This window comes from Arthrobacter sp. HMSC06H05 (assembly GCF_001807395.1).
GTDB classification, from domain to species: Bacteria; Actinomycetota; Actinomycetes; order Actinomycetales; family Micrococcaceae; genus Pseudoglutamicibacter; species Pseudoglutamicibacter albus.
This window is the reverse complement of sequence record NZ_KV788983.1, coordinates 1-25,287: the sequence shown is the minus strand read 5'-3', so window position 1 is coordinate 25,287 and position 25,287 is coordinate 1. Positions and strand designations below refer to the sequence as shown.

21 protein-coding genes and 1 riboswitch are annotated in these 25,287 nt (G+C 61.5%); of the genes, 8 read left to right on the top strand and 13 right to left on the bottom strand.

Annotation, left to right across the window (positions count from 1 at the left end):
* Positions 1–220 precede the first annotated feature (220 nt).
* The 9 genes from cas2e to HMPREF3160_RS05145 form a co-directional block, all read right to left on the bottom strand.
* Positions 221–568 carry a type I-E CRISPR-associated endoribonuclease Cas2e gene (gene cas2e / locus HMPREF3160_RS09650; RefSeq protein ID WP_083285454.1) on the bottom strand — a complete coding sequence of 116 codons (348 nt, stop codon included), beginning with the start codon at positions 566–568 and terminating at the stop codon, positions 221–223.
* A gap of 3 nt (positions 569–571) precedes the next feature.
* A complete protein-coding gene (gene cas1e, locus HMPREF3160_RS05180) occupies positions 572–1,522 on the bottom strand; it encodes a type I-E CRISPR-associated endonuclease Cas1e (RefSeq protein WP_070507454.1) in 951 nt (316 codons plus the stop codon).
* On the bottom strand, positions 1,515–2,183 hold the full coding sequence (cas6e, locus tag HMPREF3160_RS05175; protein ID WP_083285453.1) for a type I-E CRISPR-associated protein Cas6/Cse3/CasE: 669 nt from the start codon (positions 2,181–2,183) through the stop codon (positions 1,515–1,517). The genes cas1e and cas6e overlap by 8 nt, the downstream gene beginning before the upstream one ends.
* Positions 2,183–2,950: a type I-E CRISPR-associated protein Cas5/CasD gene (gene cas5e, locus HMPREF3160_RS05170; protein WP_070507452.1), complete on the bottom strand. Its 768-nt coding sequence runs from the start codon at positions 2,948–2,950 to the stop codon at positions 2,183–2,185. The genes cas6e and cas5e overlap by 1 nt, the downstream gene beginning before the upstream one ends.
* Positions 2,951–2,952: 2 nt before the next feature.
* Positions 2,953–4,095, bottom strand: coding sequence for a type I-E CRISPR-associated protein Cas7/Cse4/CasC (gene cas7e / locus HMPREF3160_RS05165; RefSeq protein ID WP_070507451.1), 1,143 nt, complete (start codon positions 4,093–4,095; stop codon positions 2,953–2,955).
* A gap of 22 nt (positions 4,096–4,117) precedes the next feature.
* Positions 4,118–4,735 (bottom strand): type I-E CRISPR-associated protein Cse2/CasB, encoded by a 618-nt coding sequence (casB, locus tag HMPREF3160_RS05160; RefSeq protein WP_052048402.1) that lies wholly within the window; start codon positions 4,733–4,735, stop codon positions 4,118–4,120.
* A 2-nt stretch (positions 4,736–4,737) separates the two neighbouring features.
* Entirely contained in the window at positions 4,738–6,387 is a 1,650-nt protein-coding gene (gene casA, locus HMPREF3160_RS05155; protein ID WP_035755859.1) for a type I-E CRISPR-associated protein Cse1/CasA, read from the bottom strand.
* Positions 6,380–9,205: a CRISPR-associated helicase/endonuclease Cas3 gene (locus tag HMPREF3160_RS05150; RefSeq protein WP_070507449.1), complete on the bottom strand. Its 2,826-nt coding sequence runs from the start codon at positions 9,203–9,205 to the stop codon at positions 6,380–6,382. The genes casA and HMPREF3160_RS05150 overlap by 8 nt, the downstream gene beginning before the upstream one ends.
* Positions 9,206–9,801: 596 nt before the next feature.
* On the bottom strand, positions 9,802–10,509 hold the full coding sequence (locus HMPREF3160_RS05145; protein ID WP_141739844.1) for a hypothetical protein: 708 nt from the start codon (positions 10,507–10,509) through the stop codon (positions 9,802–9,804).
* A 291-nt stretch (positions 10,510–10,800) separates the two neighbouring features.
* Between HMPREF3160_RS05145 and HMPREF3160_RS05140 the strand changes: the two genes are divergently transcribed.
* The 4 genes from HMPREF3160_RS05140 (at position 10,801) to HMPREF3160_RS10005 (ending at position 16,009) form a co-directional block, all read left to right on the top strand.
* On the top strand, positions 10,801–11,931 hold the full coding sequence (locus HMPREF3160_RS05140) for a hypothetical protein (RefSeq protein WP_070507446.1): 1,131 nt from the start codon (positions 10,801–10,803) through the stop codon (positions 11,929–11,931).
* 76 nt (positions 11,932–12,007) lie between these two features.
* A complete protein-coding gene (locus HMPREF3160_RS05135; RefSeq protein ID WP_070507444.1) occupies positions 12,008–14,815 on the top strand; it encodes an ATP-dependent RNA helicase in 2,808 nt (935 codons plus the stop codon).
* An 81-nt stretch (positions 14,816–14,896) separates the two neighbouring features.
* The gene (locus HMPREF3160_RS05130; protein ID WP_070507442.1) at positions 14,897–15,562 is read left to right on the top strand and encodes a hypothetical protein; all 666 of its coding nucleotides are present in this window, start codon (positions 14,897–14,899) and stop codon (positions 15,560–15,562) included.
* Positions 15,563–15,646: 84 nt separating this feature from the next.
* Positions 15,647–16,009, top strand: a complete 363-nt coding sequence (locus tag HMPREF3160_RS10005; protein WP_070507440.1) for a hypothetical protein — start codon at positions 15,647–15,649, stop codon at positions 16,007–16,009.
* Positions 16,010–16,046: 37 nt separating this feature from the next.
* Here the strand turns inward: HMPREF3160_RS10005 and HMPREF3160_RS05120 are convergent, their stop codons facing one another.
* The 4 genes from HMPREF3160_RS05120 to HMPREF3160_RS05105 all read right to left on the bottom strand — a co-directional run bounded on the left by HMPREF3160_RS05120 (position 16,047) and on the right by HMPREF3160_RS05105 (position 21,246).
* Positions 16,047–17,414, bottom strand: a complete 1,368-nt coding sequence (locus HMPREF3160_RS05120; RefSeq protein WP_083285452.1) for a CynX/NimT family MFS transporter — start codon at positions 17,412–17,414, stop codon at positions 16,047–16,049.
* Positions 17,415–17,570: 156 nt separating this feature from the next.
* The gene (locus HMPREF3160_RS05115) at positions 17,571–19,004 is read right to left on the bottom strand and encodes an LLM class flavin-dependent oxidoreductase (protein WP_370977466.1); all 1,434 of its coding nucleotides are present in this window, start codon (positions 19,002–19,004) and stop codon (positions 17,571–17,573) included.
* Positions 18,994–20,463: an acyl-CoA dehydrogenase family protein gene (locus HMPREF3160_RS09850; RefSeq protein WP_141739842.1), complete on the bottom strand. Its 1,470-nt coding sequence runs from the start codon at positions 20,461–20,463 to the stop codon at positions 18,994–18,996. Before HMPREF3160_RS09850 ends, HMPREF3160_RS05115 begins: the two co-directional genes overlap by 11 nt.
* Before the next feature lie 9 nt (positions 20,464–20,472).
* Positions 20,473–20,559: riboswitch (SAM riboswitch) on the bottom strand.
* A gap of 159 nt (positions 20,560–20,718) precedes the next feature.
* Complete coding sequence (locus HMPREF3160_RS05105) at positions 20,719–21,246, bottom strand: MarR family winged helix-turn-helix transcriptional regulator (protein ID WP_256174035.1); 528 nt, start codon at positions 21,244–21,246, stop codon at positions 20,719–20,721.
* 257 nt (positions 21,247–21,503) lie between these two features.
* Between HMPREF3160_RS05105 and HMPREF3160_RS05100 the strand changes: the two genes are divergently transcribed.
* The 4 genes from HMPREF3160_RS05100 (at position 21,504) to HMPREF3160_RS05085 (ending at position 25,172) form a co-directional block, all read left to right on the top strand.
* Entirely contained in the window at positions 21,504–22,433 is a 930-nt protein-coding gene (locus tag HMPREF3160_RS05100; RefSeq protein WP_070507439.1) for an SDR family NAD(P)-dependent oxidoreductase, read from the top strand.
* A gap of 170 nt (positions 22,434–22,603) precedes the next feature.
* Complete coding sequence (locus tag HMPREF3160_RS05095) at positions 22,604–23,467, top strand: amidohydrolase family protein (protein WP_052048422.1); 864 nt, start codon at positions 22,604–22,606, stop codon at positions 23,465–23,467.
* 1 nt (position 23,468) lies between these two features.
* A complete protein-coding gene (locus tag HMPREF3160_RS05090) occupies positions 23,469–24,665 on the top strand; it encodes an acyl-CoA dehydrogenase family protein (RefSeq protein ID WP_070507437.1) in 1,197 nt (398 codons plus the stop codon).
* A gap of 36 nt (positions 24,666–24,701) precedes the next feature.
* On the top strand, positions 24,702–25,172 hold the full coding sequence (locus tag HMPREF3160_RS05085; protein WP_035755878.1) for a MaoC family dehydratase: 471 nt from the start codon (positions 24,702–24,704) through the stop codon (positions 25,170–25,172).
* Positions 25,173–25,287: the final 115 nt, after the last annotated feature.

The window sequence follows — 25,287 nt, the reverse complement described above, 5'->3', positions numbered from 1 at the left end:
ATCATCCCCGCAGGCGCGGGGAACTCAGGTGGTCGGATAGTCGGCTCACACTCATCACCGGATCATCCCCGCAGGCGCGGGGAACTCTCGATGCGTTTGATCTCAGCCTCCGCCGCCTTCGGATCATCCCCGCAGGCGCGGGGAACTCACTTGGATCCCATTGGGGTCAATGTACCTTATTGTGGTCAAAAGATTCACTTTAGACAACAACCGGGAATCATTAGTTTGATCTGCGTCCGTAACGGCGCCACTTCGACGCGTTGCTGGAACCAACCTTGGCTGAGCTCGAGGAAGGCTGATGCGGGCGCATCATGAGCGTTATCCCATCAAAGTCCACAGGCTCCCAATGATGCCCGTGAATCAAAAACTCAAGACCCTGTTCACTATTCGATTGCCAAACCAGGATCGCCCGGCCAGTGCGGACCGAACCCCGGATCTCTTCCCAAAGAGCCTCACGCACCCTCCGGGAAACGCTCCCAACGAAAACGCCAGGAGAAATCTCTAACAACCACCGAGTCACATGCCCCCGCAACCCTGCAGGCACTGCCGATAAAACTAGGACTAGCAACTGCTATGTGCCTCCGTAATTTCTCTTCGCCGAAGCCTCTGGCCCGAAACCACCCCAAAGCTTCAGCGTTACTTCCGTGGTCTCGTCTTCGTCTAATTCCTGCTCCGACTCTTCCAAGAGAAGACTTCGGATATCTTGAACGCACCGCTTAAGAAACTGACCATCAACCATGAGGTCCCGTAAACCACGTCTAGCCGCAGAAGAGATGTCTGGCGGCTGCTCTGACGCCAAGCGGAACGCCAGCGGAATTACGAGGTCAACCTTGTATAGGTCTGCGACATCGTAAACAAATGCTCTTACCGTGCCGGCATGCACGAACCCTAAGCCCGGCGAAAGCCCCAAAGCAACAATTACAGAATGTACGACACCATAGAGAGCAGCATTTGCGGCGGAAAGAGCCTTGTTTACTGAATCAGAGTTATCAAAATCATTCGGATCATACTCACGCGAAGACCACTGGATGCCATATTCCTCTGCGGCCGCACGGTAGGCGCGGCGCATCCTAACGCCCTCACGCCCCCGCAACTGTTGCAACGTCAACCCAGAAACATCCTCGCCAGGGAAACGCATCTGATACATCGCTTTAGCTACCTTGAGTCGCCCCCGCGTAGTTGAGAACAACTTCGCCTGAGCCTCCAGCAGCCGCGAAGACTCCGCTAAAGGACGCCCATGACCGTAATAACGGACACCCTCCTCACCCGTCCAGACAGCACAAACACCCGACTGATGAAGCAAAGTCATCGCCTGATGCGTCACCGTCGTACCCGGCCCCAACATCAGCGTCCCAAGCGTAGACGCCGGGATATGAACCGTGCCGCGCTCATCCGTCGCCGTAATCGCATTAGCGTCACGGTGTACACGGCACCGCTCCAAGTAGACGAAAGTCAACCTGTCAGCCGCCCGAGCCAACTGAGGAAGCTCGGGCGGGACGAATCCCGGCGGCGTTCTAGACATCGTTCGAAGCACTCACAGGCGCCAACGTCAGCAAGCCACAGCCGTACGCCTTCGCAGGACCAATACCCGAAACCAGCGCAGATCTGACAAGCTCCGCATCAGTGACCCTCAGAATCCCCTCGAACACCACCGCACGAATAGTGACAATCCGTCCACTCTGCTTAGAGAACTGCATGTTTTCCTGGCCATAGACCAGAACTTCAGGCTGCCCCATGCGTGAACGCGCCAACTCGAAACCGTGACGATCAGCTTGACGCTCAAGCCAACCAAGCTGCGCGTCCAGCCCCACAAGAGGCACACGGGCAGACCGCTGATCCCGCCCCTCCCGGTATTTATTAATGATCGGGTTGGCACGCAAACGGAAACGGAACTCCTGCCCATTCGATAGGGAATCCAGCAGCGGCTGGTAATCCCGCGAATCGATCGCGTCTTCGTCGACGAGCAGCTCCTGCGACAGGTGAGAGACATCTGGAGCATCGGGCGAAACGACATACAACGTACGTTGCGCAGCTTCGCCGTCGATGCGCCACAAAACACGACGTTCAGCCCCAGCATCCGTTGCGGCGGCTATAACGGCGTGCATCACCTGCTCGCTTGCAAGCTTCCGTCGCGTACCGCTACGAGTCAGATCAAGCGGAACCCGGGTCAGAGTGATAGACATCAAGACGCTCCTTCGTCATCAACCGGAGCAAGCAATGCCATCGGATCATGAACATCACCAGAATCCGCCGAGCCATTGTCATCAGTCGTGATCGCAGACAACGGGACATAGTCATGCGACATAGCCCGAAAATCGTATTGGCGATGCTCCATCGAGAAACTCACAGGGTTATCGGAAATCGTTTCCGCGGTAGCGAAAGTCGGGTCACCCGGACGCGACTCGAACGTCAGATGTAGGCGTTCTGAGCCATTCCGCTGCAGATTCGCTAACCGTTTTGCCTGGTAATCAGACGCCTGCCACGGATAACTCTTCAAAACGTCCTCGAGGCTACCCACACAAACTTCCGTATGGATAGGCCCTGCAGGAGGAAGAGCCCGCCTCCCCAAGTACAAGGGGTAAACGGGTGCTTGGACGGCCTTGGCATATCGTTCAAGCGGTTTGTGGTCGGATGATTCGAATCCGACCACAAAAACAGCATCCTCAAGCATGTGACGGTGCGTCAGGGGCATACGTGATGGTTTTGGCCCCAAGGTTCTAGCGGTTTGAAAGTCCACAGTTAAAGTGCCCGGAACGTCTGTCCGTGTACCGAAACGAAGGTCACGGAACTCGGAGAGATTAGCGTTCCGCTCATAGCCAAGCGCTGAAGCCAGCAGGCCGGCCACCCCGCTCTTGGTCGGTTGAGGTTGCGTTGTTCTCCGATTGAACCGGCTCCGGGCACCCCACGCTTGCAGCGGACCCCGCAAGACAAGTACGAGGGTGTGCGTCATCACTAAGCCCCCAGACGGCTCTCTACGGTTTCACCCAGTGCCGTAACGAGCCCTTCAAGGGAGGACGCTTCGCCCAGCTCCTTGAGGCCGTCGTTGAGGCTGATCACCCACGACTTCACTGGGGTAGTGCCGTACTTTTCGTCGATCTTTTGCGACCACGCGGCCAAGCGAGCTGCAGCAACATCGCTGATATGGGTACCACGGACGGGCTCTTCAAACGCGCCCACCAAGTTGACTGACTGCGAATCACGGACCTGAACCACAACCACCTCAGGCAGGGTACGGTTCGCGAACGTATTCATTTTTCCTGAAGGCATTGACGTCAAGAACGCACGCACAAAAGCCTCGACACCAATACGTGTGGCTTCAACATTGCCAAGGTTGGCAGCAAGCGCGTTCGCATCCACAGTCGCGTAACGGTACAGCGTCGATGAGTTGAACTCGATGGTGCCGATCATCGCTGCGCCGGCATCTTCGCCCCCATCTTCATCGGCTTCGCGGATATCATCTACGGCCGTGAAGTAGTCAGCTTCTGTAGGGGTATCGTGCACGCTGATGGCGTGCGCAACCTGAGCTGCCGCATCAATGTTGAGGGATGCATCGTCTGCGACCATCCGGCCAAACAGCGAGACGTCCACCGACGCGTCCTGGACTGCGGCCTCGCGGATCTTCTTCTTATTTTCGCGGTCCTTCACGAAGGCCTTGACATCGCCCGAGGCGAGGGCATCCACACCAAGTTGCGCAAGGTTCGTCGCCTGCGCTGTGGAGAGGAAAACCAGGTAGCCAGCTTCTTCGAGCTTCTCTCCCTCCTCCTTGCGGCCCTTTGGTTTAGCAACCTTAATGCCAGCAGCTGTCACGACCTCGATGGCTGCCGCTTCAGCCTGTTCCTGAGCGATATCCGGGTTGATTTCGAGCATCTTCGAAGCTAGAAGAGCCACTACCTTCTTGGTTCGAACACCTAGTAGATCGTCAGTTGCGATGTCACGGAACATCACGCGAGTTGCACGTTTCCAAGCCTGGCTAGAAACCCGTGCACGAGTCACGCCTCCAAAAAGTGCCGTCTTAGGAGATCCCGTCTCATCACGGTTCAAGTTAGAAGGTGGGACCGTCTGCAAAGCGTGGATGTCGATAATGGTGCGGGTCATGGGATGGGCCTTTCTGAGTGGATTAGGAAACGGAAGTCTTTAGAGAAGCTGATGAGGGAAGGTTGTAGAAGTCACGGCCCCAACGGAGCCGCACTGTGTTTCGACGTTCAGGGAACTGCCAGTCGAAAAGGTCCTTAGCCAGCTGCCCATAGTCGAAGGCGCGGCGGTCTTGTTTCAGCAGTTGAATCAGGGAGCGGAGTCGGCCTAGCAGCTGTTCCCAGGAGGTCGCTGCACCGAGCTGTTCAAAACGGCGTTCAACACCGGTGCCATTGGTGGCCGAATCAACAGCCTGGCGCACCGCCTGGCCGAACTTCACGGCATCGGTGTGAGGCGAGGTATCCTTCCGGGAACGGTGATGAACAGCAAACAAAGTCAGAGTGGCATAAGCCGCCAACTCAGCCCGGGAGGCTTGGCCATCGTTGCTGACCCAGCCGGAGGGGGCCTCGTCGATGGTCCATTTCAACGCCTGTAAAGAAGAACCGATGGGACGCCCTGCCGCCTGAGCGAGAACCGCGATAGCTTCGACTGCGCTTGCGCGATTAGAGCGGTAGCCCTCGCCCAAGACGTGCGAGCGGTGAAGTACGAAACGAACGAGCTCTGACGCGGTGGTCCCGCGGCTTCCAGATGAAACCGTAGACATGCTTACGCCCTCTCTTCAGTATGTGTGGTGGGGATAAAAGATTTACGAATCTTCGCCAACGCGGAACGGAACCAGGCTTCAGACAATGGGGCGTTATAGCGGCGGTCCTGATGCTCCCTGCCGAAAAAGGAAATCGAAACGGCGCGGGAGGTCATATCGAGACCGATAGCCAGGATTAGTGAGAGAGCCCGCTCGACCCACTCGGGAAGAAGCTCAACGATGTTCTCCGGGGTGGCTCGGGAAAACCATTCACGGAAGGGTGCGTCGAGTGCAGCATAAGCAAGGGTGCTCGCTTCCTCGCGTGGCCCCTCGAGATCAAGGCCCCGGCTGGTGGCAATATTTGCCGCAAGATTACGCAACGCCAGAACGGCCTGCTCGGACGCTTCGACGGCGTTACTAATCGCCTGCTGCACCTGTGGATTTGTGCTCGCGAATGTTGCCAGTTGGCCGCTGACAACGTCGTCGTACAGTTCGTCAACGACTGCTTGCTGACTCCCATAGACAAGACCAACACCGTGTAGGCGCACCGGATATTCGTGGGGGAGCATCTCATCGAGGTAGAGCTCTCCGAGCCACTCAGAGCTAACCGAAGTTCTAAATCGTTCCTCTACTGAGGTGTTGGTTCGCCCAGCAGGTAGCAACGTACCTACGTTGCGCCAAAGCATTCGAGCAGGGTCATGGTCCCGAGGCATATAGACGGGGGTGGGGCTCTTGAGGGCTTTCTGCTGAGCGGGGCTGTTGCGCCAGCCGGACATAGGCTCAAGATCGAGCATGTTTTGCGGTGCTAGAGGGTCTCCCTGAGCGACGATCACATGCTTGATGACCCCGTCCTCCGGGAAGAGGCGGACGCGCCGGCTTTGCCATGTGTACAGCGCTTGTGGCCCTGTGGCTTCAAGGCTTGGATTCTCTGCGGCCTGAGCATCACCGGCATCCCAGTGGAAGGTCTCCCACGCGGGCGCATCATTGGCCCAACGAGTGCCGCTGCTCGGGTGAGTTCCGACCAGGTTGAGCATCAACGTGTCATGAAGATTGGCGCCTTCGAAGAAGATTCCTCCAAGCCGGCCAGTCCAGCCAGTCCCAATGCCGTAGCCCTTACCGCCTTTGACCCGGGGGTCACCTACGGCACCGGTTTTGATGCCGGCAATATCGAAGGCGTGCAACGTGACGAGGGCCCGGGCGCCTTCGCTGTAGGAGACCGAATCTAGGCCTGCTCCGATGCGCGTGGTCATGTAGGGCTTGCCGGAGGGGACATCCAGAATCAGGCGTTCCAGACCAAAACGCTCGTCTTTAGAGTTACGCAGGTTTGCTACCTGGAAGAACGGTGTTTCTGGGTGAAACAGATCGAAGTATTCTGAGTGCTCTTCAAGGTAGCGCTCGATATTGTCGACCGGAAGCCCTTCCTCGAACCAGTCAGCCCAGAGCTCGGTATCCAGAACTTGACCACGGTGCGTAGCGTAGATGATCGAGAGGCAGAGGCGCAGTAGAGCGAAGTCGGTGATCGGTAGCTCCGCTGCGATCGCTTTGAGGTTCTTCGCTTCCTTGAACACATCGAGAAGCGAGTACTCGTTGACGGCGCCGTCCATTCCAAGGCATGGAATCCACGGCTGGCTGATGAGCGAAAACGTGGGTCGCTCACAAGTTGCTTCAGTCATGTTTATTCACTTTCAAACCGAAGGTGGGGTCATAGTGCATGGTGAACCAATCTGTTGAATACGTTAGATCTTCATTAAAAATAAGTATGAGTTCGCCACGCAGTTCGGGTGAATCTTGCCAATCAAATTCAGAAGTCCGTTCCAGGTGCTCGATGAACGAATCAATGCTTGTCTTATGGAGCATGTGTTCGGTGACGTTGAGGCTGCACCGTTTGAGGAAACGCGCGATGTCAGCGGGAGGTGCCTCGTAAATCGGCAATGGTGTTCCTCCGTGCTCGGCGACCCAAGCAGGAATGCACAGCTGGCCATCAATCATCTGAGCCACCAGAACTTCCACATTGTCTGCGGCATCCCGCACACCAACCGAGACCCGCTCATCGGTGCCGTCTTCGCTCAAGCCACCTGAAACGAGCCCGAAAATGTCTTTCATGGTGGAAGGTTCGTGAAGCAGGGCCGCTTGAGGTTTTCTGCGAGCCTCCTTCGTTTCTTCAAGAAACTTCTGTTCAGCTTTGGCGAGTGCATCCTCCCAGCCGGCGGGCGCCTGAACAGGCTTTTCGTATGTGTTGTCGACCAGATCGGGGATGTCTGCCGGGATCTGAACTTGGACTTCGCTCTTGTCGACGAGGCCGAGTGCCAGGGCTGTACGCAGCAGGAGGTGCTCGCCGTAAACCGCAACGGAACCTCGCGATGGAGCGAACGGAGTTGTATTCCAGTCCACTCCGCTGATCCACAGTTCAGCCTGACGCAGCAGGGGTGGGCGGATAGCGTCCCGTTGTGTATGGCGGTGGAGACGCCCCGAGCGTTGCAGTATCAAGTCCACCGGGGCGAGGTCGGTGATCATGAGGTCAAAGTCCAGGTCCAGCGACTGCTCAATGGTCTGGCTTGCCACAACGATGCTTAGCTCACCCTCGGGTGCGGAACCGCCCTTGCCGAATTGCTCCAGCAACACGTTGTCTCGCTCTGCACGGTCATTGCCCATGAACCGAGCATGAGAAATGTAGTGGTGAGCATCCGGGAACGCTTCACGCAGTAACTCTGAGGTTTCCTGGACTTCGCGAACCGTGTTGCGGATGACGGCAACACGGCCTCCGCCTCTGCATTTCACCCTAATGAGTTCGATGAGGTCTTCCGGAGCGTTGCCGAGCCGTCTTACAGTCAGCTCGCGAACCACGCCGGTGCTCTCGGAGGAGCGCTCCACAACACGGCCCGAACGTTCCGCCAAGGTCAGTCGAGGATAAGCCTCCACAGGGAGGCTCGCTTGCCGGGGCTCTTGGTTTCGGTTCGGGTGACCTTGGTACGCGCGGATGAACGCCTCCCTACGGCTACCTGGCAGGGTTGCCGAGAGCATGACCACGGGAACGCCCATCGCCCCCAGCCAGTCGAGCGCGTCTTCGAGGAACTGGGACATGTAGGTGTCTGCAGCGTGAACTTCGTCCAGCACAATAACTTTGCCTGCGAACGCAAGATGGCGCAGGGTTACGAAACGCATTTTGAGTGCGAGCATCAATGTGTGGTCGATGGTTCCGATGGTAAATGGAGCCAACAACCCTCGGCGCCGGTCGGTCAACCAGGAATGAGCAACCACTGAGCTGTGTAGCTGCTTCTTATTGGATTCATCGCGCACATGAGGGCCGAAGTAACGGCGCCATGCCTCTTTATATGCGGAATGGTACGTCTCGTTGAGGTCCCGCTTCCCGTGCGCGAGGAAAGTCGTGGGAGGCGCTTGGCCTTCCTCGAGTGGGAACTGCTCGAGCCAATGGGTGACCCGTTCAAACATCGCGTTTGTGGAGGCTTGGGTCGGCAAGCCAACAAAAACACCGCCGTGACCGAATTTCTTTGCAAGGATCTCTGCGCACATGAGCGCAGCTTCGGTCTTACCTTCTCCCATCCCCGCCTCGATGATGATGAGTCCTGGTTCTTGAGACTCTGAAGCGAGCTCGCGGGCGGCTGACTGCATCGGGCGGGCCCGGGCGGAAGCATCTAGCTTGAAGCGCTCTCGGAGATGTTCATCGGCATCGGCGGGATGATCCCACGATGTCCATGGACCCGGAAGTGCTAGGGAATCCCAACCGTCTTGGGCGCGTTGCTGGGTTTCCTCGACACAGTCCAGAGGGAAATAATGTTCGTTCGATGCGATCCAGTCGGACATGATGACCGCGCCGGAAAGGATAGTTTGAGCATGAGCGGTCAGACGGGGGAGAGCGGGTAGCTTTGCTTTGATGACATCCGAGAACCCAGTCACGGAATCAATATGGTCAAGCAGGACGGTCCGGGCATCGGCCCATTTTTGACCTCCGAGGCTCAAGCAGTCATGCAGGGCTACGCTAAAGATTTGGTTGGATGCGGGCGCTCCGTGGTGCGCAAGAACCGGGCCGAGCCAGCTATGCACAATCGGGAGCCGCTTGACTGCAAACGTGTTCCGTAGCCACTCGCGCAACGCCACACCGGAGATAACTTCGTGACGTAACCGGGGTGTTAGTAACGTGCCAGGGGCGAGCTGAGGCGGGTGAATGAAACCTGCGGCCTGCGCTTGATCAGCTGCGCGGCGATGTTGAGCTGAGAAAGCGGGCGCGGCTTTGCCCACGTCGTGAACACCGGCGAGGAAGACGAATGACGTCCGGGCCACATCATCGGCCCCAAGCTCAGCCGCAAGCATGTCTTTAAGATGCGGGGCAAGGAACTCATCCCAAATGTGCCCGGCAACGGCGGCGGTGTCTTCGAGGTGCTGCCGAATTGAGAGAGTCTGGAGCGGCTCGAGGTCACTCGATGCATATGGGCGCGCTTTAGCCCACAGCGACTCCACTTCTGCGATATCCATCTACGTCCCCTATAGATTGATCTGCTTAGTGAGGAATATAGCCCAGGTTTTTACCTGCTTTGAGTATCCGGTGGGGGTCTGACAGTTTGAAACAGGCGGGGCTTGTTGCTGGAGTATGCGCTGGCATCGGAACGGATCGCCCGGAAGCACGAATGCGACAGTTCATCCGTTGAGACTGGGTTAACGTCTTCTACCGCCTGGATTCACCCAACGGAACCAGTGCACTCCGCATCGTCGTCTCAGACAACTCGAAACCGTCCCCTGCCTGGTGTGATGGACGAACTGCCTCAGCCAGGTGAGGAAGGGGTATTGGATTCTTTGAGGCGGTCCTCCAGGGAGGTAGATTTCGGGCCATCCAGGCGGTAGGGGTGAGGAACACGATTGAAGGCTAATTCCGTGCGGATCCGTCGACCTTCGCTTGTTTTCAAAATCCCAGGCTCTTTGGAGTTCCCAGGTGACCACCGTCATGCTGCGTAGGAAGTGTTGCGGCGCTCAGTCCATCTTTTTGCATGTTCCCAGCGCGGGCGGGTTCGCGTTCGGGACGGCCCCACTCGGTTTCGGGGGGGTAGGACGGTTTGCGGATGTCTGGGAACGGGCTACTTGTTGAGTCTCTGTTCTAGGCGCTGCACCCGTTTTTCCCAGTCCCCGCTCCATTCAGCTGCTTGGGCTTCACGAACTAGGTTGAGAGCTTGATTGAACTGTTTCTTTTTTTCAAGAACAATCGCCATCCGCGTGTAGCCCTGATGAGTTGGCAAGATGATGGGATCTGGAAGCGGGAGCCCGAGTACACGCGCAGTCTCGATTTCCTGTTGGCGGAACGCTGTTGCAGCCGCTGCTTGCATAGCGATCTGCATCCGTGCCGCTTCTAGTGAGCGTTCAAGGTATTCAGGAGATTCACGAAATCGATAGTAGATTTCCGACAGTTTCCCAAGTGCAAGATGTCGTGAAAACACCGCATCGGCGCCCGATGAGGGGGCCAGAATATCCTTGACCTCCCATGCTTTGTCCGCGATGCGAAGAATTAGATCTGACTCTTTAGCCAGAGCTGGCTTGAACCATCCGGCTAAGACTGTGAGCCACATGGCAGTTGTTTGCGGTGATACAAACTCTCCTCTGCCCGTCAAGACATCTTCGCCAGGTTTCATACCCAGTGGTTTGTAGCGAGATCGAATTAAAATCCGGTCGTCCTCTGAGAGTTCAGAAAACCACCATTCCTCTAAGGAGTAATGCTTGATTGCGCCGCCCGAGCACTTGTTCTGAACGCCTCCACGAAGTGCTAAACCAAGACGAGACAAAAACGTCAACTAAACCTCCCCGTTTAGGACAAGAATAATCCATATTGCAGAAGGGGGGTGTGTCAAAGTCGGTGGTCTAGAGGCGCGATAAAACACTTGAGGCGTCGACGAACGAATGCTCACGAATACGAGACATAAGTCTGTTCTAGTTTTCGAGCGGTGATGGGATGAAAGTTCAATCGAATTGGACCGCTCATGCGTACCTATAACGAAGTTCGATAGGTGGAGTCAGCGAACGGGCTGTGAGGCGGTTTGCTTTAGGAAAGCCCAATCTATTGGCCCTTCGTTCACAATGGAGGTATGGCTTCTACCGGGAACGTCTCAGCCGTGCACGGCTTGCTCGCCGGCCCACGCGGGCGGCGCTTGTTGCTCGAGTATGCCCTCGAATCGGAACGGATCGCAGGGCTGGACGAAGTCGACGGCTCACTCGCTGAACTCGAGTTCTTCGCGTCCTACCGCCTCGAGCCGCGCAACGGAACAGGCGCGCTCCACGTCGTCGGCCCCGGCGACTCCACACCAAAAATCCCGGCCATCACCCCCGCGCACGTCGCCACGCGGCTCGAAACCGTCCCCCTCGCCGACGTCACCCCGCGGCTTCTGCTGACGTGCCTCGCCAACACAGTAGAAACCGCAACATACTGGCAAGAACCCGACGGCACCGACGTCCTCGCCGCAACCAAAGCCATGCGTGACGGCCTGCGCCGCGTCGCCGAGCACATCGCCGCATCGGAACACACCGCCTGGTGGAACACCCCCATCGACGAATCCACACAATGGACCGTCCAATGGGACAACGAACCCGACACCATCCCGCCTGATCCGCTCGCCGTGCTGAAAGCAGCGCGTGCGCACGCCGTTAAAGAGGAACGCCTCGCCGCTCGCGAACGCCCCACCAACCCGACGGCATCCTGGAGCGGCGAATGGTGGTCCGCACCCCACGGCGTCCCCGCATCAACCCGCGAACTCTTCGACACAACCCCCGCCGGGCTGTGGCTCGTCGAAGACAGCATGGGGTGGGAAACCGCCGAAACACTGCGCCTCAACATCCCCGAAGGGTTGCGGATCTACGAGATCGACTCCGCAGAAGCCTGGGCCGAACTATGCCGCCGCTTCCCGCTCAACCAGACCGCACAGAAACGCCACGACTGGTACCGCACCACCGGACGCAACGGAAAATGGGTCACCCCAGACTGGGCCGAAATCGCCCAACACTACGATGCGGTCCACCTTCCCGTCGCAACCTACCTCGCGGCCGCGGGCACCGCGATCCCAGTCGATGCGGACGCGGCCGACGTGGACACCGCGAGTGTCATCGCCGGCTGGGGACCCGACACAACCTACTGGTTCACGCCACGCATCAACCACATCGGCGGACCCGTGGGTTGGGTTCTCAAAGAACACGACACCGGCGACCGCTGGGAACGCGAGTGAGGCTGGGTGCCGTGGCGCGGTTGAAAATGCCGATGCGGTGGACCAAACTGTCAGCCCCCTCCTTCACAATGGAGGCATGGCTTCTACCGGGAACAGCTCAAACACACACCCCTTGTTTGACCTGGATGTGATCGGGGAAGGGCTCGTCTTCGCCGACTCCCTCCCCGAACTCGACGCCGCCCTCACCAGCTGCCGCGCCGCCGTCGTCCAAGCCCCACCCGGAACCGGCAAAACCACACTCGTGCCACCAGCGCTAGCGAACCACCTCGCCCGTATAAGCGCCGGCGACACCGCAGGCGCCGGCACGCCGCCTGGCCGGATCATCGTGACCCAACCACGCCGCGTAGCCGCCCGCGCCGCTGCCCACCGCCTCACCCAACTCACCGGAACTAAACTCGGCGACCACATCGGTTACACCGTCCGCGGCGACTCCCACACCAGCGCCGCCACCATCATCGAATTCGTGACCCCCGGAATCCTCGTCCGCCGGCTCCTCGCAGACCCTATGGCGGACGGCACCGCCGCGATCATCCTCGACGAAGTCCACGAACGCCACCTCGAAACCGACCTCCTCCTCGCCCTCACCGGCGAAACCCAACAAGTCCGCGACGACCTCACCATCATCGCGATGTCCGCAACAGTCGACGCCCCAACCTTCGCCCGCCTCCTCGCAAGCGACGGCACAGAAAACGATGGGGGTAGCGGCTCAGGCGGTGGCGCTGATCTTGAACGTGTGGAGCCCGTACCGCACATCAGCTCCGCGACCGCGCTCCACCCACTCACCGTCACCTACGCGCCGCACACCGGCGACCGGATCGGGCCGCGCGGCGTCGAAACCAGCTTCCTCAACCACATCGCAACCACCGCGCTCGCCGCCCACCGCGAAGCGCTCGCGACCAACCCGGAGACCGACGCGCTCGTGTTCGCGCCCGGCGCCCGCGAAGTCGACCACATCACCCAACAACTCCGCGCAGCCGCAACAGACATCGACGTGCTCCCACTCCACGGGCAACTACCCGCCCAACAGCAAGACCACGCGATCCGCGGACGCCAACCCGGCAGGAAACCACGCATCATCGTCTCCACAACACTCGCTGAATCCTCCCTCACCGTCCCCGGGGTGCACCTCGTGATCGATTCCGGCCTCACCCGCGAACCCCGCCGCGACGCAACCCGCGGCATGAGCGGGCTCGTCACCGTCTCCGCCTCCCAAGCCAGCGCCGAACAACGCGCAGGCCGCGCCGCTCGACTCGGCCCGGGAACCGCGATCCGCTGCTACAGCGAACGCACCCACGCCGCCGCACCCGCACACATCACCCCCGAAATCACCACCGCAGACCTCACCGAAACCGCCCTCACCCTCGCAGCATGGGGCGCACCTCGCGGCCACAACCTCCGCTGGATCAACCCGCCACCCGCCGCCGCCCTCAACGACGCCGAAAAAACACTCCACGCCCTCAACGCAATCGACAGCGAAGGCCGGATCACCGAGCACGGCCGAACCCTCGCCGCAATCCCACTCAACCCACGATGGGCACACGCACTCACACACAACGCGGCGCGTTTCGAGGCGGAGGCAGTCGCGGCCGTCATCGCGGTGGCGACGGGCGAACAACGCATCACCGGGGCCAACCTCCCCGACGCGATCCGCCACCAGCAACGCGACCCCCACCGCCCGACCCAGCGCGAAACGCAACGCCTCACCCGGCTCGCCCGCAAACACGCGGCGGCCCACACCAACGCAGCCGAACTTGCCGGCATCGTCACAGCCACGGCTTGGCCTGACCGGATCGCGAAACACATGGGGGAGGGGATCTACCTCCTCGCCTCCGGCACCCGTGCCGCACTTCCACCGGACGCCACGCTCGGACGCCCCGAATGGCTCGCGATCGCCGACGTCACCCGAGCACACGGGAACGCCGCCGCCGGAACCGGCGCCATCATCCGTGCAGCCGCACCCCTCACCCTCGACGAAGCCACCGACGCCGCCGGGAACCTCGCCGGAACCACAACCCGCATCACCATCACACCCAAAGGCACCATCAGCGCACGCAACATCGAAGCGATCGGCGTGATCGAACTACGCGCAACCCCCACCAAACCCAATCCCACCCAAGCAGCGGAAGCGCTCGCTGAACACCTCGCAACCCAGGGCCTCAACGCGCTCACCTTCAACAGCACCGCCACTGCGTTACGCAACAGGCTCGCGTTCCTCCACCACCACATCGGCGACCCATGGCCAGCGATGGACGAACACCACCTAGCCGCGACCGTCACTGAATGGCTCGGCCCAGAACTCAACGACGTCGCACACGGCGCAAGCCTCAACAGCATCGACCTCACCGAACCACTCCGCCGGCTCCTCCCATGGCCAGAAGCCGCGAACCTCGACGAACTCGCGCCCGCCCGGATGCCCCTCCCTTCCGGGAACACCGCCGCAATCAAGTACCCGGACGCCACCGAATACGGGATCGAAGATACTGGCAGTAACGGCGGCGAACCGAGGGGTGGCGAACAGAGAGGCAAGAAGGATGAAGCAAGCGGGGACGGGGCCAGCACAGAAGAGAGCAGCGCAGAAGAGACCAGCACGGCGCAGAGGCAGGCAGAGCCTCCACAACCGGTGGTCGCCGCGAAGCTCCAAGAAACCTTCGGCTGGACTGAAACACCACGCCTTGCAGACGGCCGCGCGCCCGTCCTCTTCCACCTGCTCTCACCGGCAGGCAGGCCTCTCGCGGTTACCTCGGACCTGCACTCCTTCTTTACCGGCCCATACGCCGACGTCCGAGCGGAAATGCGCGGCCGATATCCCAAACACCCCTGGCCGGAAGACCCACTCACAGCCCAACCGACCCACCTCACCAACCGCAAACTCCGCCAGAAATAAGCACACAATCGGCATCAGATAAACTTGAAAGTTGGTGCCCACCCGCACCCACACACCCGAAAAACAAGGGGAACAAACCACATGGTGGACAGCGCCAGCAACAGCGGTGCCAGCAGTAACCGCGCGAAGAACGGCCGCAACGCGAACAGTGCCAGCAAGGCCAGCGCCAACAACAGCAGCGCCAGCAACACCCGCACAGAAGCAACCACGGCGGACTATAAACGAGTCCTCGCCAAACCGATGCTCTACCGGGGCATCGTCAGCGCGCTCTTCGCACTCGTCGGCGTCTTCTTCAACACCACCCCAACCGTCGGCGCGATCAGCGCAGCCTTCGCCGTCCTCTTCCTCGCCAGTGCGCTCTTCTACTGGCCCATCATGCGGCTCTCCCTGGCACCCAGCTACCGTACCGCCGTCACTTCCGCGGTCCTCGCGTGGGCCATCGCTGGTGTCCTCGCGGTCATCATGCGCGACGCCACAGGCATGGCACTCGCTGTAGCGTTCGGCTACACCATCGGCGGAGCATCAGAACTCTACGGTGGGCTCACAACCCGCGAAACCGGCCGCCCCAGCAAAGACACCACCATCTCCGGTGGCCTCGGAGTTATCGGCGGCATCATCATGGTGTTCATGACCACCAGCGACGCCCACGGCGTCTTCGGTATGGCCTCCATGATCACCGCGCTCATCGCCGTACACCTGCTGATTTCCGCGATCGGCTACATGCAAGACCAACGCCGCGGCAACTAGACTGAAAACACACAACAACACCAGAACGCACCGCACACAAACCTGTACACAGACCTCGCACGAAACCCGCGTAAAGGAGAATCCGTGGCCAACAAGCCATCCACGTCTGGCTCGAAGCAGTCCGGCTGGAAGCAAAGCGTCAAACCTGCACTCGCGCTGTCGCTGACCTTCGGTATCGTCGCCGGCGTCATCTCCGCATTCGCCGGTGCAGGCGGAACCCGCAACGGCCTCAACCTTCAGATCGGTGCAACGTTCTTCCTCATCGCGTTCGTCGCGGGCCTGCTGGTGATCTCCCTGCTCATGATGGTCGCTAAAGACAACCCGGACGACCTCGGCAAAGGCTCCGGCGTCAACCGTTCATCTGAACTCACTGACGCCGAACTCGACGCGATCGAAGCGCGCGAACGGGCCCAACGGGCCCGCGAAAACCGCGAAAAACGAGGCTAGTGCTCCGCGACGAACCGTGCGCTTCAACAGAACGAGGCTAATGTTCCTCCACATACCGCGGTTTGGCTGAAATCAGCCCCGAAACCAACGTGATCACCGCGATTCCCAGCAGGATCCACAACGAGGCCGTCCACGAACCCGTTGCTTCACGCACCACACCCAAAACCGGCGGAACAGACGCCGCAATCACATAACCGAACGTCTGCGCCATACCCGAAAGCCGTGCAGCTGACATCGGCGTACGCGCCCGCGCCCCAAACAACGTCAACGCGACGGTGAACAACCCGCCCTGGGCAGTACCTATCAACAGCGCCCACAGCAACGCCAACTGTGGAGCCAGCATGGTCCCCGCAAGCACCACAATCACCGTGGAAACCGCCACACCAACAGTAGGCCCCACCACGTCGCGCCTCATCAACCAGCCCGCAACAAGCGAACCCACAATACCGGACGCCTGAATCACCGCAATATGGAAACCGGCGCTCTCCTCAGAAATCCCCGACGACATCTCAATAGCCGGCCACCACGCCAAAATCGAATAAAACAGCGTCGACTGAAAACCCATAAACGCCGTAATCACCCACGCCAACGGGGAACGCAACAAACTCCGCGGACGCGCCGGCGGCGCTGTCTCGGACGCAGGTGCAGGGGCGGGGGACGATGCGGACGCCGGGGTAGCGGGGGAGGCCACCGCATCGGGGGCTTCAGCGCCGGACATTTCGCCAGCGGCCGCGGCGTCAGCTGCTTGGCGGTCCAGGATCTTTGTTCGCCGCATCACATGGTCGGCACGAACCTGCGGAGCGAACACCGCCATACCAATCAAACCGGCGCCCAACGTCAAACCGAGAGCGCCCTGCCAACCCCAACCCGGCAACCCAGCGATCGGGACAGCGACCGCCGCCGCAAGCGCGGCCATGAGCGACTGAAACGCCGAATACACACCCGTCAATGTGCCCGCATGATCCGGGAAATCACGCTTAATCAACGCCGGCAACAACACGTTCATGATCGCGATCCCAACACCAATCAACACGGTGCCGGTCCACAAACCGAACGAGCCAACCCAGGAACGCAAAACGATCCCCACGTTGACCGCAATCAAAGCGCCGAACAAAGAGTGCGCCAACCCGATACGCGCCGCGATCCGCGGCACGATCGGCGAAAACACCGCAAAACACAGCAGCGGCAACGAAATCAAAAACGACGCCGACGCCGCCGAAAGCCCCACGTCTTCCTTAATGCGGGGCAACAGCGGGCTCGCGCTCGTCATCGGCATCCGCAGATTCGTGGCGATCAACAAGATACCTGCGATCGCCAAAGCCGGGCTCACAGCCCTCGCCGCAACGCCCGGTGTCTCAGGGGCCTGAGTCTCACCAGCAGCACTATCCCGCATCGAGTTGCTCATTCCGTAACGTTATCGCCCTTTCCGCGCCGCGCAAGCCGGCAACCGTCACAACACGTCATCACAATCCGCGGCTGCAGAATTACGATGCGGCAGCAGGCTCCGTGGGGCATCCCACGGAACCCGCCCGCCGGCTATGCGCGGCCGGTAGGGAAGCCCTTAGCTGCCAGCTTCCACCAAAGCGCCAGTGCGGAAGCGGGAACCACGATGTGTTTCAGGCAACCAATCCTGCCCCGTCACCGCGGCACGCAACGTCACGGCATCAGTTGCCGCCGCATCGTCGGTGGTATCGGCGTCGGCGCCTTCAGCGCCGGCATCAGCCAACAGGCCCGGCTCGGCCAGCAGGCCGCGGCGCCTCAGCACGGGGCTCACGTATTCAACGAAACGTTCAAGATCAGCCGGCCGCACACCACTACACACATTGAAGCCATCCACGCCGGAAGCCGCCTGCCACGCCTCCAACTGATCTGCAACGCTCTCGGGGCCACCCACAATCACGGGGCCACGGCCACCCAACGTCACGAACGCGGCAATGTCCCGCACGGTCCACTCCCGCGACGTGTCGCCGGAGGTGACCGAGCGCAGTGCGGACTGATTCGCGTCCGTCTCAACCTCGGCCAGCGGTGCATCGGGATCCAGGCCGGCCAAGTCAACGCCGGTCCAGCCCGCGAACAGTGCCAGAGCCCCTTCGACGTCCACGTACTGCTGATAGGACTCGAAGCGGCGTTGCGCCTCCTCGTCGTCGGCACCCGTCACGACGGTGACCATCGCGAAGGTGCGCACCGCATCGGCGGGCCGGCCCGCGACCTCAAGCGCCTCGTGCAAGCGCTCAATATAGCCGCGCACAACGCTCGGCTCAGAACCGATCATGAACACGGCCTCAGCGTTCTCGGCTCCAAAACGCAAGCCCCGTGCCGAGGCGCCCGCCTGGAACAAGAACGGGGTGCGTTGCGGTCCCGGATGCGTCAGTGACGCCCCATCGACAGAGAAATACTCGCCCTTGTGCTCAGCCTTCCGGACACCCGCCGGGTCCACGAAAACACCCGCATCGGCGTCCTTGAGCACCGAACCCGGAGCGAAACTGCCCTCGAACAGCTTGTACATGACGTCCATGTACTCGTCCGCGCGGTCATAACGCTCATCGTGGGGCAGTTGCCGCTCCAAACCGAGGTTGCGGGCCGCGGAATCCTGATACGACGTCACAATGTTCCAGCCAACCCGGCCACCCGTGAGGTGATCCAGGCTCGCGAACCGGCGCGCCAAGAGGAACGGGTCCTCATACGTGCACGACGCCGTCAACCCGAAACCGAGCCTACGGGTGACCGCAGCCATCGCAGACACCGCAGCGAAAGGATCCAGCAACGGAACTTGAACGCCGCGCTCATGCGAGACCGCGTCGCTGCCGCCGTACACGTCATAGGTCCCCAGCACATCGGCCAGGAAGAGGGCCGTGAAACCGCCTTTGTCCAAGGTTTGCGCCAGGCCGGTCCAGTAGCTCAACTGGTCAAAATCCGCTGCCCGGGATTCCGGATGCCGCCACAAACCAGGGGACTGATGCACCGGCGTGGCCATCTCAAACGCGTTAAGAAGCACGGCGCACCTCACCGATCGCGTTGAGACCCTCCGGGACGGTGCCGTTGACCAGGTAGTCGCCGATGATCCGCTCACGGAACACAATCGGGTTATGCGTCGCGACCGTCTGCGCATTGCGCCAGTGCCGGTCCAGGTTCTTCTCCCGCGACGTGTTCGATGCGCCACCCGTGAGGAACAGGTCAGAGCAAATACTGGTCACGATGCCGGGCACAGTCACGTGCGCGCGCTCAACAGCAAGCTCCGCCTCAGTCAGCAAGCGCTGCGCTGTGTCAGTAGCGGCGCCGGTGCCAGCGTCAGTGTTGCCAGTAGCGGCGGCGCCAGTATCGGCGTCACCGTTGCCATCGCCGGTGCCAGCGTCCTCGCCTTCGAGCGAAAGCACGCCCTCGGCGGCTTCGAGCCGCCGCGCAGCCTCAACCACCGCCGACTCCACTACGAAAGCCTGCGCCGAAAGCCGGCCCACAACCCCCAGAATCTGCGGGTCCTCAGAGTGCGGAACACCCAATCCGGTATTGAAGGAGCGGGTCCGCCGGCGCACGCCAGCCGCCGCATCGTTCACAACGTTGCGAGCAATACCGGCCAGCACGGCGAGCAAAACAATCTGGAACAGCGGCGCCTCAAACTGCGCCTCGGCACTGCCGGGAACGCGGTTTAGAATGTGCTCGGGCGCAACTTTCACATCGGTGAAACGCGTGGTTCCCGTACCGGTGAGGCTCTGACCGAAACCGTTCCAGTCATCCTCAAGCTCAACGCCCGGAGCCCGCGTGGAAACGACAGCGAACTGTCGACCCTCGGTCGGTGTTCCATCCGCATCAAGCAGCGTGGCCGAAACCCGGGTATGTGTCGCGTACGCGGTGCCAGTGCAGTAATACTTAGCGCCGTTGAGCACCCCAGTGCCGTCCGCCTGCACAGCCAACGTGGTGTTGAGCGTATTCAACGCATTCCCGCCGATCTCCGTGGATGCGTTACCCACAACATCGCCCGCCAAAACCTTCGCATACCAATACTGGCGGGTCTGCTCATCCTGGTACCGCAGCGTCTCCACGAAACCCGCGTGGGAACGGTATTGATGCGCGATGTTCGGGTCAGCCGCCGCCAGATCGATCAGCAGCTGCACCCAGTCGGTGAAGCTCACGCCCGGGCCGCCGTACTCGGTAGGCACGCGAAGCACGGTGAATCCGGCGCAGTTGAGCTCGGCGATCTCAACGAACGGCAGAACACGATGCGCCTCCCGCTCAGAAGCCCCACTCGCGATGCGGTCAAAGATCGGGCCGAAATGCTCACGCAACTCTGCCAGGCTTGGCGTGTGGCCGGCCTCCCACGGGGTGACCGGCGCGTCCTGCGTGGTGACGTAACGTAGCCCTTCGGCGAAGCTCAAGTCAGCCGAGGAAACAGCGGTGCTGGCTTCCGCATCGGCGGCTGCTGCAGGGTGGACAGGGGTGTGCGTGGACAACGATGACACAGTTATTCCTTTCCATCGTTCCTGGCGGGAGCACCGTGCATAAACCGGTTGCTGCGACTTCAACGAGCCAGGTCTCTCAGTCGCTCTGGATGGGTTACAAGCACCATTTTTATACGTGCCGGCAGGGCACTGTCAACAGCCCGACGGGCGGCGCGCGTCACAAAACGTCAACAAGAAACGCCCCTGCGTGCCTGCTTAGATGCAGGCCCGCGGGGGGCGTTTCGTAAGGCTTTAGCGGGGCTCAGCAAGCAGAGGTCAGAAGGCGACTTTCTCCAGCAGCCGGCTCAGCTCGTGCCGCTCGTCGGAGCTGAGCGCGGCGAGCACCACGTCGTCGGAGGCCATGGTCAGCGCGCGTGCCCTCCGGTAGGCATCCTGCCCCTGCGGTGTGGCGATGACGATCCGGGAGCGACGATCGCGCGGATCCACCTGGCGCTCGACCCATCCCCGCTTCTCCAGGAAGTCCACCAGGTTCACTATCTGGCTCGGGTCCAGGCTCAGGAAGTCGCCGAGTTCGCGCTGGGACGGGTTCACGTCCGCGGCGGCCAGGGCCAGCACGGAGTACTGGCGGACCTTCAATCCCATCTCCTCCTGCAGGACGCGGTTGGCGTGGCTGTGGCCGATGCTGCGCAGCCGGGCCGCCAGGAACTGGACCTGGCCGGCGAGCTCTGACGACGTGAACTCCGCCATGCGCTCGGCCGCAAGCGCTGTGGAGGGGGCGGGGAAGCGCTGGGCGGCCTCGGCCGGGTTCACTGCGGCTCCGGAGGTGTCCTGGGTGGTCGTCATGTGCCTGTTTCCTTGGTCCGTGTAGTTGAGGACGTGATCCGGCTGATCTTGCCCATATAGAGGCTTGTCCCTTGCAGAGGATCGTACTCGAAATGCAAGCCTCGAAAAATAATTGACAATTTCAATTATATGTACTGTCATGGTTCTTGTGTGGTGAACGCCACACCTGGACCATCCGAGAGTATCCGCCGCGAGGCGGCACGCAGGCTCTCTGAACAGAACCGACATCTAGAACGTCACCACCGAAGGAGAACCCCATGTCCCTCGACGGCAAGGTAGCCATCGTCACCGGCTCGGGCGCAGGCCTGGGCCTCGCCTACGCCCAGGAGCTCGCCCGCCAGGGAGCCTCCGTGGTCATCAACGACGTCAACCAGGAGACCGCGGACGCCGCTGTCGCCTCCATCACCGAAGCCGGCGGCAAGGCCGTCGCCGCAGTGGTCCCTGTCGGCACCAGCGAGGCCGCCGACCAGCTGGTCAAGACCGCCGTGGACACCTTCGGCGGCCTGGACATCCTGGTGAACAACGCCGGGATCCTGCGGGACAAGTCGTTGCTGAAGATGTCCGACGAAGACTTCGACCTGGTCATCAACGTCCACCTCAAGGGAACCTTCACCTGCGTCCGCGCCGCCTATGCCTACTTCAAGGAGAACGGCGTGGCCGGCCGCATCGTCTGCATTGGATCGCCAACCGGCCAGCGAGGCAACTTCGGCCAGACCAACTACGCCGCAGCTAAGGCGGGCATCGTAGGCATGGTCCGCACCTGGGCCCTGGAGATGAAGCGCGCCGGAGTCATGGTCAACGCCGTCATCCCAGTTGCGGCCACCGCCATGACCAAGACCGTCCCTTACTTCCAGAAGGCCGTCGAAGCGGACGAGCGCGGCGAGGCCATGCCATCCTTCTTCCGCCACGACCTCGGCTTCGGAACCGCCGACGACGTCGCCGGCCTCATCGCTTTCCTTTCCTCCCCGGAGGCCGAGGGCATCACCGGCCAGGCCATCGGCGTCGGCGGCGATCGCCTGCAGGTCTGGTCCCACCCAGAGCCAGTGGCCACCGAGTACCACGAGGGCGGCTGGGACTACGCCACCATGCAGACCCAGGGCGCCGAGCTGGTCAAGGCCAACCGCCAAGAGGTCGGCGAGAAGATGCCTCCGCTGCCAGCCGAGCTCGAACCAGAGCAGAAGAACTAAGGACAAGCACCATGACCGGAACCCAGGACACGGCCCCGCAGGGGGCTGCGCACGGGAACGACAGCGGCGCCCCTGCCTCGATCCCTGCTCCCGCCTCAACCCCTGCTCCCGGCCCCGCCCCAGTCCGCTACGAGCTGGGCGTGGACGCCTCGGCCATCGAGGCCGTGGACATGCACGTGCACCTCGAGGTGGACTCGTGCGGCCACAAGGCGCTGCCGGAAGACTTCTTCGAGGCCTCCGCGAAGTACTTCAAGTCCGCGGAACGGACCCCGAGCGTGGACACCATCGCGGAGACCTACCGGCAGCGCCGGATGGCCGCCGTCGTCTTCACCGTGGACGCGCGCACCCAGTTCGGCCACAAGCCGAACTCCATCGATGACCTCGTGGCCGGCTGCGCCCGGAACAACGACGTCCTCATCCCATTCGGCTCCGTGGATCCCCGCACCGGGGCGGACGCGTTGGCCGAGGCCACCCGCCAGGCCGAGCAGCTCGGAGTGCGCGGCTTCAAATTCCACCCGTCCGTGCAGGGGTTCGACCCCTCGGACCGCGAGTACTACCCGCTCTGGGAGCGGCTCCAGGAGCTGGGGCTGCCGATCGTTTCCCACACCGGACAGAACGGTATGGGCGCCGGCCTGCCCGGCGGGCGCGGCATCAAACTGAAGTACTCCAACCCGCTGCTGCTGGACGACGTCGCCGCCGACTTCCCGGACCTGCAGATCATCATGGCCCACCCATCGGTGCCCTGGCAGGACGAGGCGAACTCGATCGCGACCCACAAAGCCAACGTGCACATCGACCTCTCCGGCTGGTCCCCGAAGTACTTCCCGGAGTCCCTGGTCCGCCAGTCGAACAACGTGCTGGCTCGCAAGGTGCTCTTCGGAACCGACTTCCCGCTGATCACCCCGGACAAGTGGCTGGCCGCCTTCGCGGAGCTTCCGCTCAAGGACGAGGTCCGGCCGTGGATCCTCAAGGACAACGCGGTGCGCCTGCTGGGCCTGGACCGTGAGTCCACGACCGAGACGAAGGGAGACTGAGATGGCTGAACCAGTGACCGGAAGCATCATCCCATCCGACTTCTACGGCTACGCCGAGCGGCTGACCGAGGCCGAGCGCGCCGTCATCCTGGACCTCAGGGAACGGCTCGAGACCACGGTGAAACCGCTGGTCAACCCAGCCTGGGACGCCGCAGAGCTTCCCCAAGAGCTGGTGGACGCCGTCCGCGCCCTGCCGCTGATGGACCCGCCAGCCCTCAAAGAAGCCGGAGAGCCCATCCGTAGGATCCTCACCGGGTTCCGCAACTTCGAGCTGGCCCGCTGCGACATCAACGTCGGCACTCTATATAACGCGCATGCAGGCCTGTTCCGCACGGCATGCACCCTGGGCGGCGGGGAACAGCAGGCGCGGGAGCTGGATGCGAAGATCATCGACTACTCGCTGACCGGCGTGTTCGGGCTGACCGAGCCGGACCACGGCTCCGATGTGGCCGGCGGACTGGCCACCACCGCCACTCATGACCCGGAGACGGACACCTGGGTGATCGACGGCGCAAAGCGCTGGATCGGAGGCGCGACCATCTCGGACGTCGTCGCGACCTTCGCCCGCGACACCGCCGACGGCCAGGTCAAGTGCTTCCTGGTTCCGCGGGACGCCGATGGGGTGAGCATGTCGATCATCCCGAACAAGGCATCCCTGCGCATCATGCAGAACGCCCACATCGAGTACCGCGGGGTGCGGGTGCCCGCCTCGGCCCGGCTCGAAGGGATCAACTCATTCAAGGACGTGGCCCGTTGCTTGCGGGCCATGCGCTCGGACGTGGCCTGGATGGCCGTGGGTGCGACCGCGGGCGCCTATGAGGCCGCGCTGCGTTACGTCCGCGAACGGCAGCAGTTCGGCCGTCCGCTGGCCGGATTCCAGCTCATCCAGGAGAAGCTGGCCATCATGCTCGGCAACCTGACCTCCTCCCTGGGGCTGATGGTCCAGCTCACGGAACAGGAGGAGCAGGGGATCTACAAGGACGAGAACTCCGCCCTAGCCAAGATGATGACCTCCCTACGTCTACGCGAGACCGTGGCCCTAGCCCGCGAGGTCTGCGGCGGCAACGGCATCACCCTGGACACCGACGTGGCCCGCTTCCACGCGGACGCCGAGGCCGTCTACTCATACGAAGGCACCCACGAGATCAACGCGTTGATCGTGGGCCGCGCCGTAACCGGCGTCAGTGCCTTCGTCTAACCACCCTTTTCACCCCTTCCCTGAGAGGACCGCAACATGACCGAGACCACCGCACGCACCGTCGTCGACTTCGACGCCGTCAAGACCATGGCAGGCACCGAGCTGGGCGCCACCGAGTGGCGTGAGATCACCCAGGACATGGTGAACACCTTCGCCGACGCCACCGACGACCACCAATGGATCCACGTGGACCCAGAACGCGCCAAGGACGGCCCTTTCGGCGCCCCGATCGCCCACGGCTTCCTCACCCTGTCCTTGATCATCCCGTTCTGGGGTGAGCTGTTCGATGTCTCCGACGTGAAGACCAAGGTCAACTACGGCCTGGACAAGGTCCGCTTCACCTCCCCGGTGAAGGTCGGCTCCCGCGTCCGTGCAGTCATGAAGCTCGCCGACGTCCAGGAGGTTAAGGGCGACGGCCTGCACCTCGTGGTTGAGGCGACCTTCGAGATCGAGGGCGAGGAGCGCCCGGCCGTCGTGGCCGTCTTCCTGGCCCGCTTCTACCGCTGATCTCTACGCTGATCAACATCGTGTCCTGAGGTAGGCCGCCGAGGTGGCGGCCTACCTTCGGCATATTTAGAGGCCCCGTTCCCCGTTGAACTGCTCCCCTTTAGTTGGACTGAGA

Bases quoted from the DNA above. Each gene is read 5' to 3' on its own strand.
- cas1e (WP_070507454.1), bottom strand. From the start codon at position 1,522: ATGTCTAGAACGCCGCCGGGATTCGTCCCGCCCGAGCTTCCTCAGTTG.
- cas6e (WP_083285453.1), bottom strand. From the start codon at position 2,183: ATGTCTATCACTCTGACCCGGGTTCCGCTTGATCTGACTCGTAGCGGT.
- cas5e (WP_070507452.1), bottom strand. From the start codon at position 2,950: ATGACGCACACCCTCGTACTTGTCTTGCGGGGTCCGCTGCAAGCGTGG.
- cas7e (WP_070507451.1), bottom strand. From the start codon at position 4,095: ATGACCCGCACCATTATCGACATCCACGCTTTGCAGACGGTCCCACCT.
- casB (WP_052048402.1), bottom strand. From the start codon at position 4,735: ATGTCTACGGTTTCATCTGGAAGCCGCGGGACCACCGCGTCAGAGCTC.
- casA (WP_035755859.1), bottom strand. From the start codon at position 6,387: ATGACTGAAGCAACTTGTGAGCGACCCACGTTTTCGCTCATCAGCCAG.
- HMPREF3160_RS05150 (WP_070507449.1), bottom strand. From the start codon at position 9,205: ATGGATATCGCAGAAGTGGAGTCGCTGTGGGCTAAAGCGCGCCCATAT.
- HMPREF3160_RS05140 (WP_070507446.1), top strand. From the start codon at position 10,801: ATGGCTTCTACCGGGAACGTCTCAGCCGTGCACGGCTTGCTCGCCGGC.
- HMPREF3160_RS05135 (WP_070507444.1), top strand. From the start codon at position 12,008: ATGGCTTCTACCGGGAACAGCTCAAACACACACCCCTTGTTTGACCTG.
- HMPREF3160_RS05130 (WP_070507442.1), top strand. From the start codon at position 14,897: ATGGTGGACAGCGCCAGCAACAGCGGTGCCAGCAGTAACCGCGCGAAG.
- HMPREF3160_RS05120 (WP_083285452.1), bottom strand. From the start codon at position 17,414: ATGAGCAACTCGATGCGGGATAGTGCTGCTGGTGAGACTCAGGCCCCT.
- HMPREF3160_RS05105 (WP_256174035.1), bottom strand. From the start codon at position 21,246: ATGACGACCACCCAGGACACCTCCGGAGCCGCAGTGAACCCGGCCGAG.
- HMPREF3160_RS05100 (WP_070507439.1), top strand. From the start codon at position 21,504: ATGTCCCTCGACGGCAAGGTAGCCATCGTCACCGGCTCGGGCGCAGGC.
- HMPREF3160_RS05095 (WP_052048422.1), top strand. From the start codon at position 22,604: ATGCACGTGCACCTCGAGGTGGACTCGTGCGGCCACAAGGCGCTGCCG.
- HMPREF3160_RS05090 (WP_070507437.1), top strand. From the start codon at position 23,469: ATGGCTGAACCAGTGACCGGAAGCATCATCCCATCCGACTTCTACGGC.
- HMPREF3160_RS05085 (WP_035755878.1), top strand. From the start codon at position 24,702: ATGACCGAGACCACCGCACGCACCGTCGTCGACTTCGACGCCGTCAAG.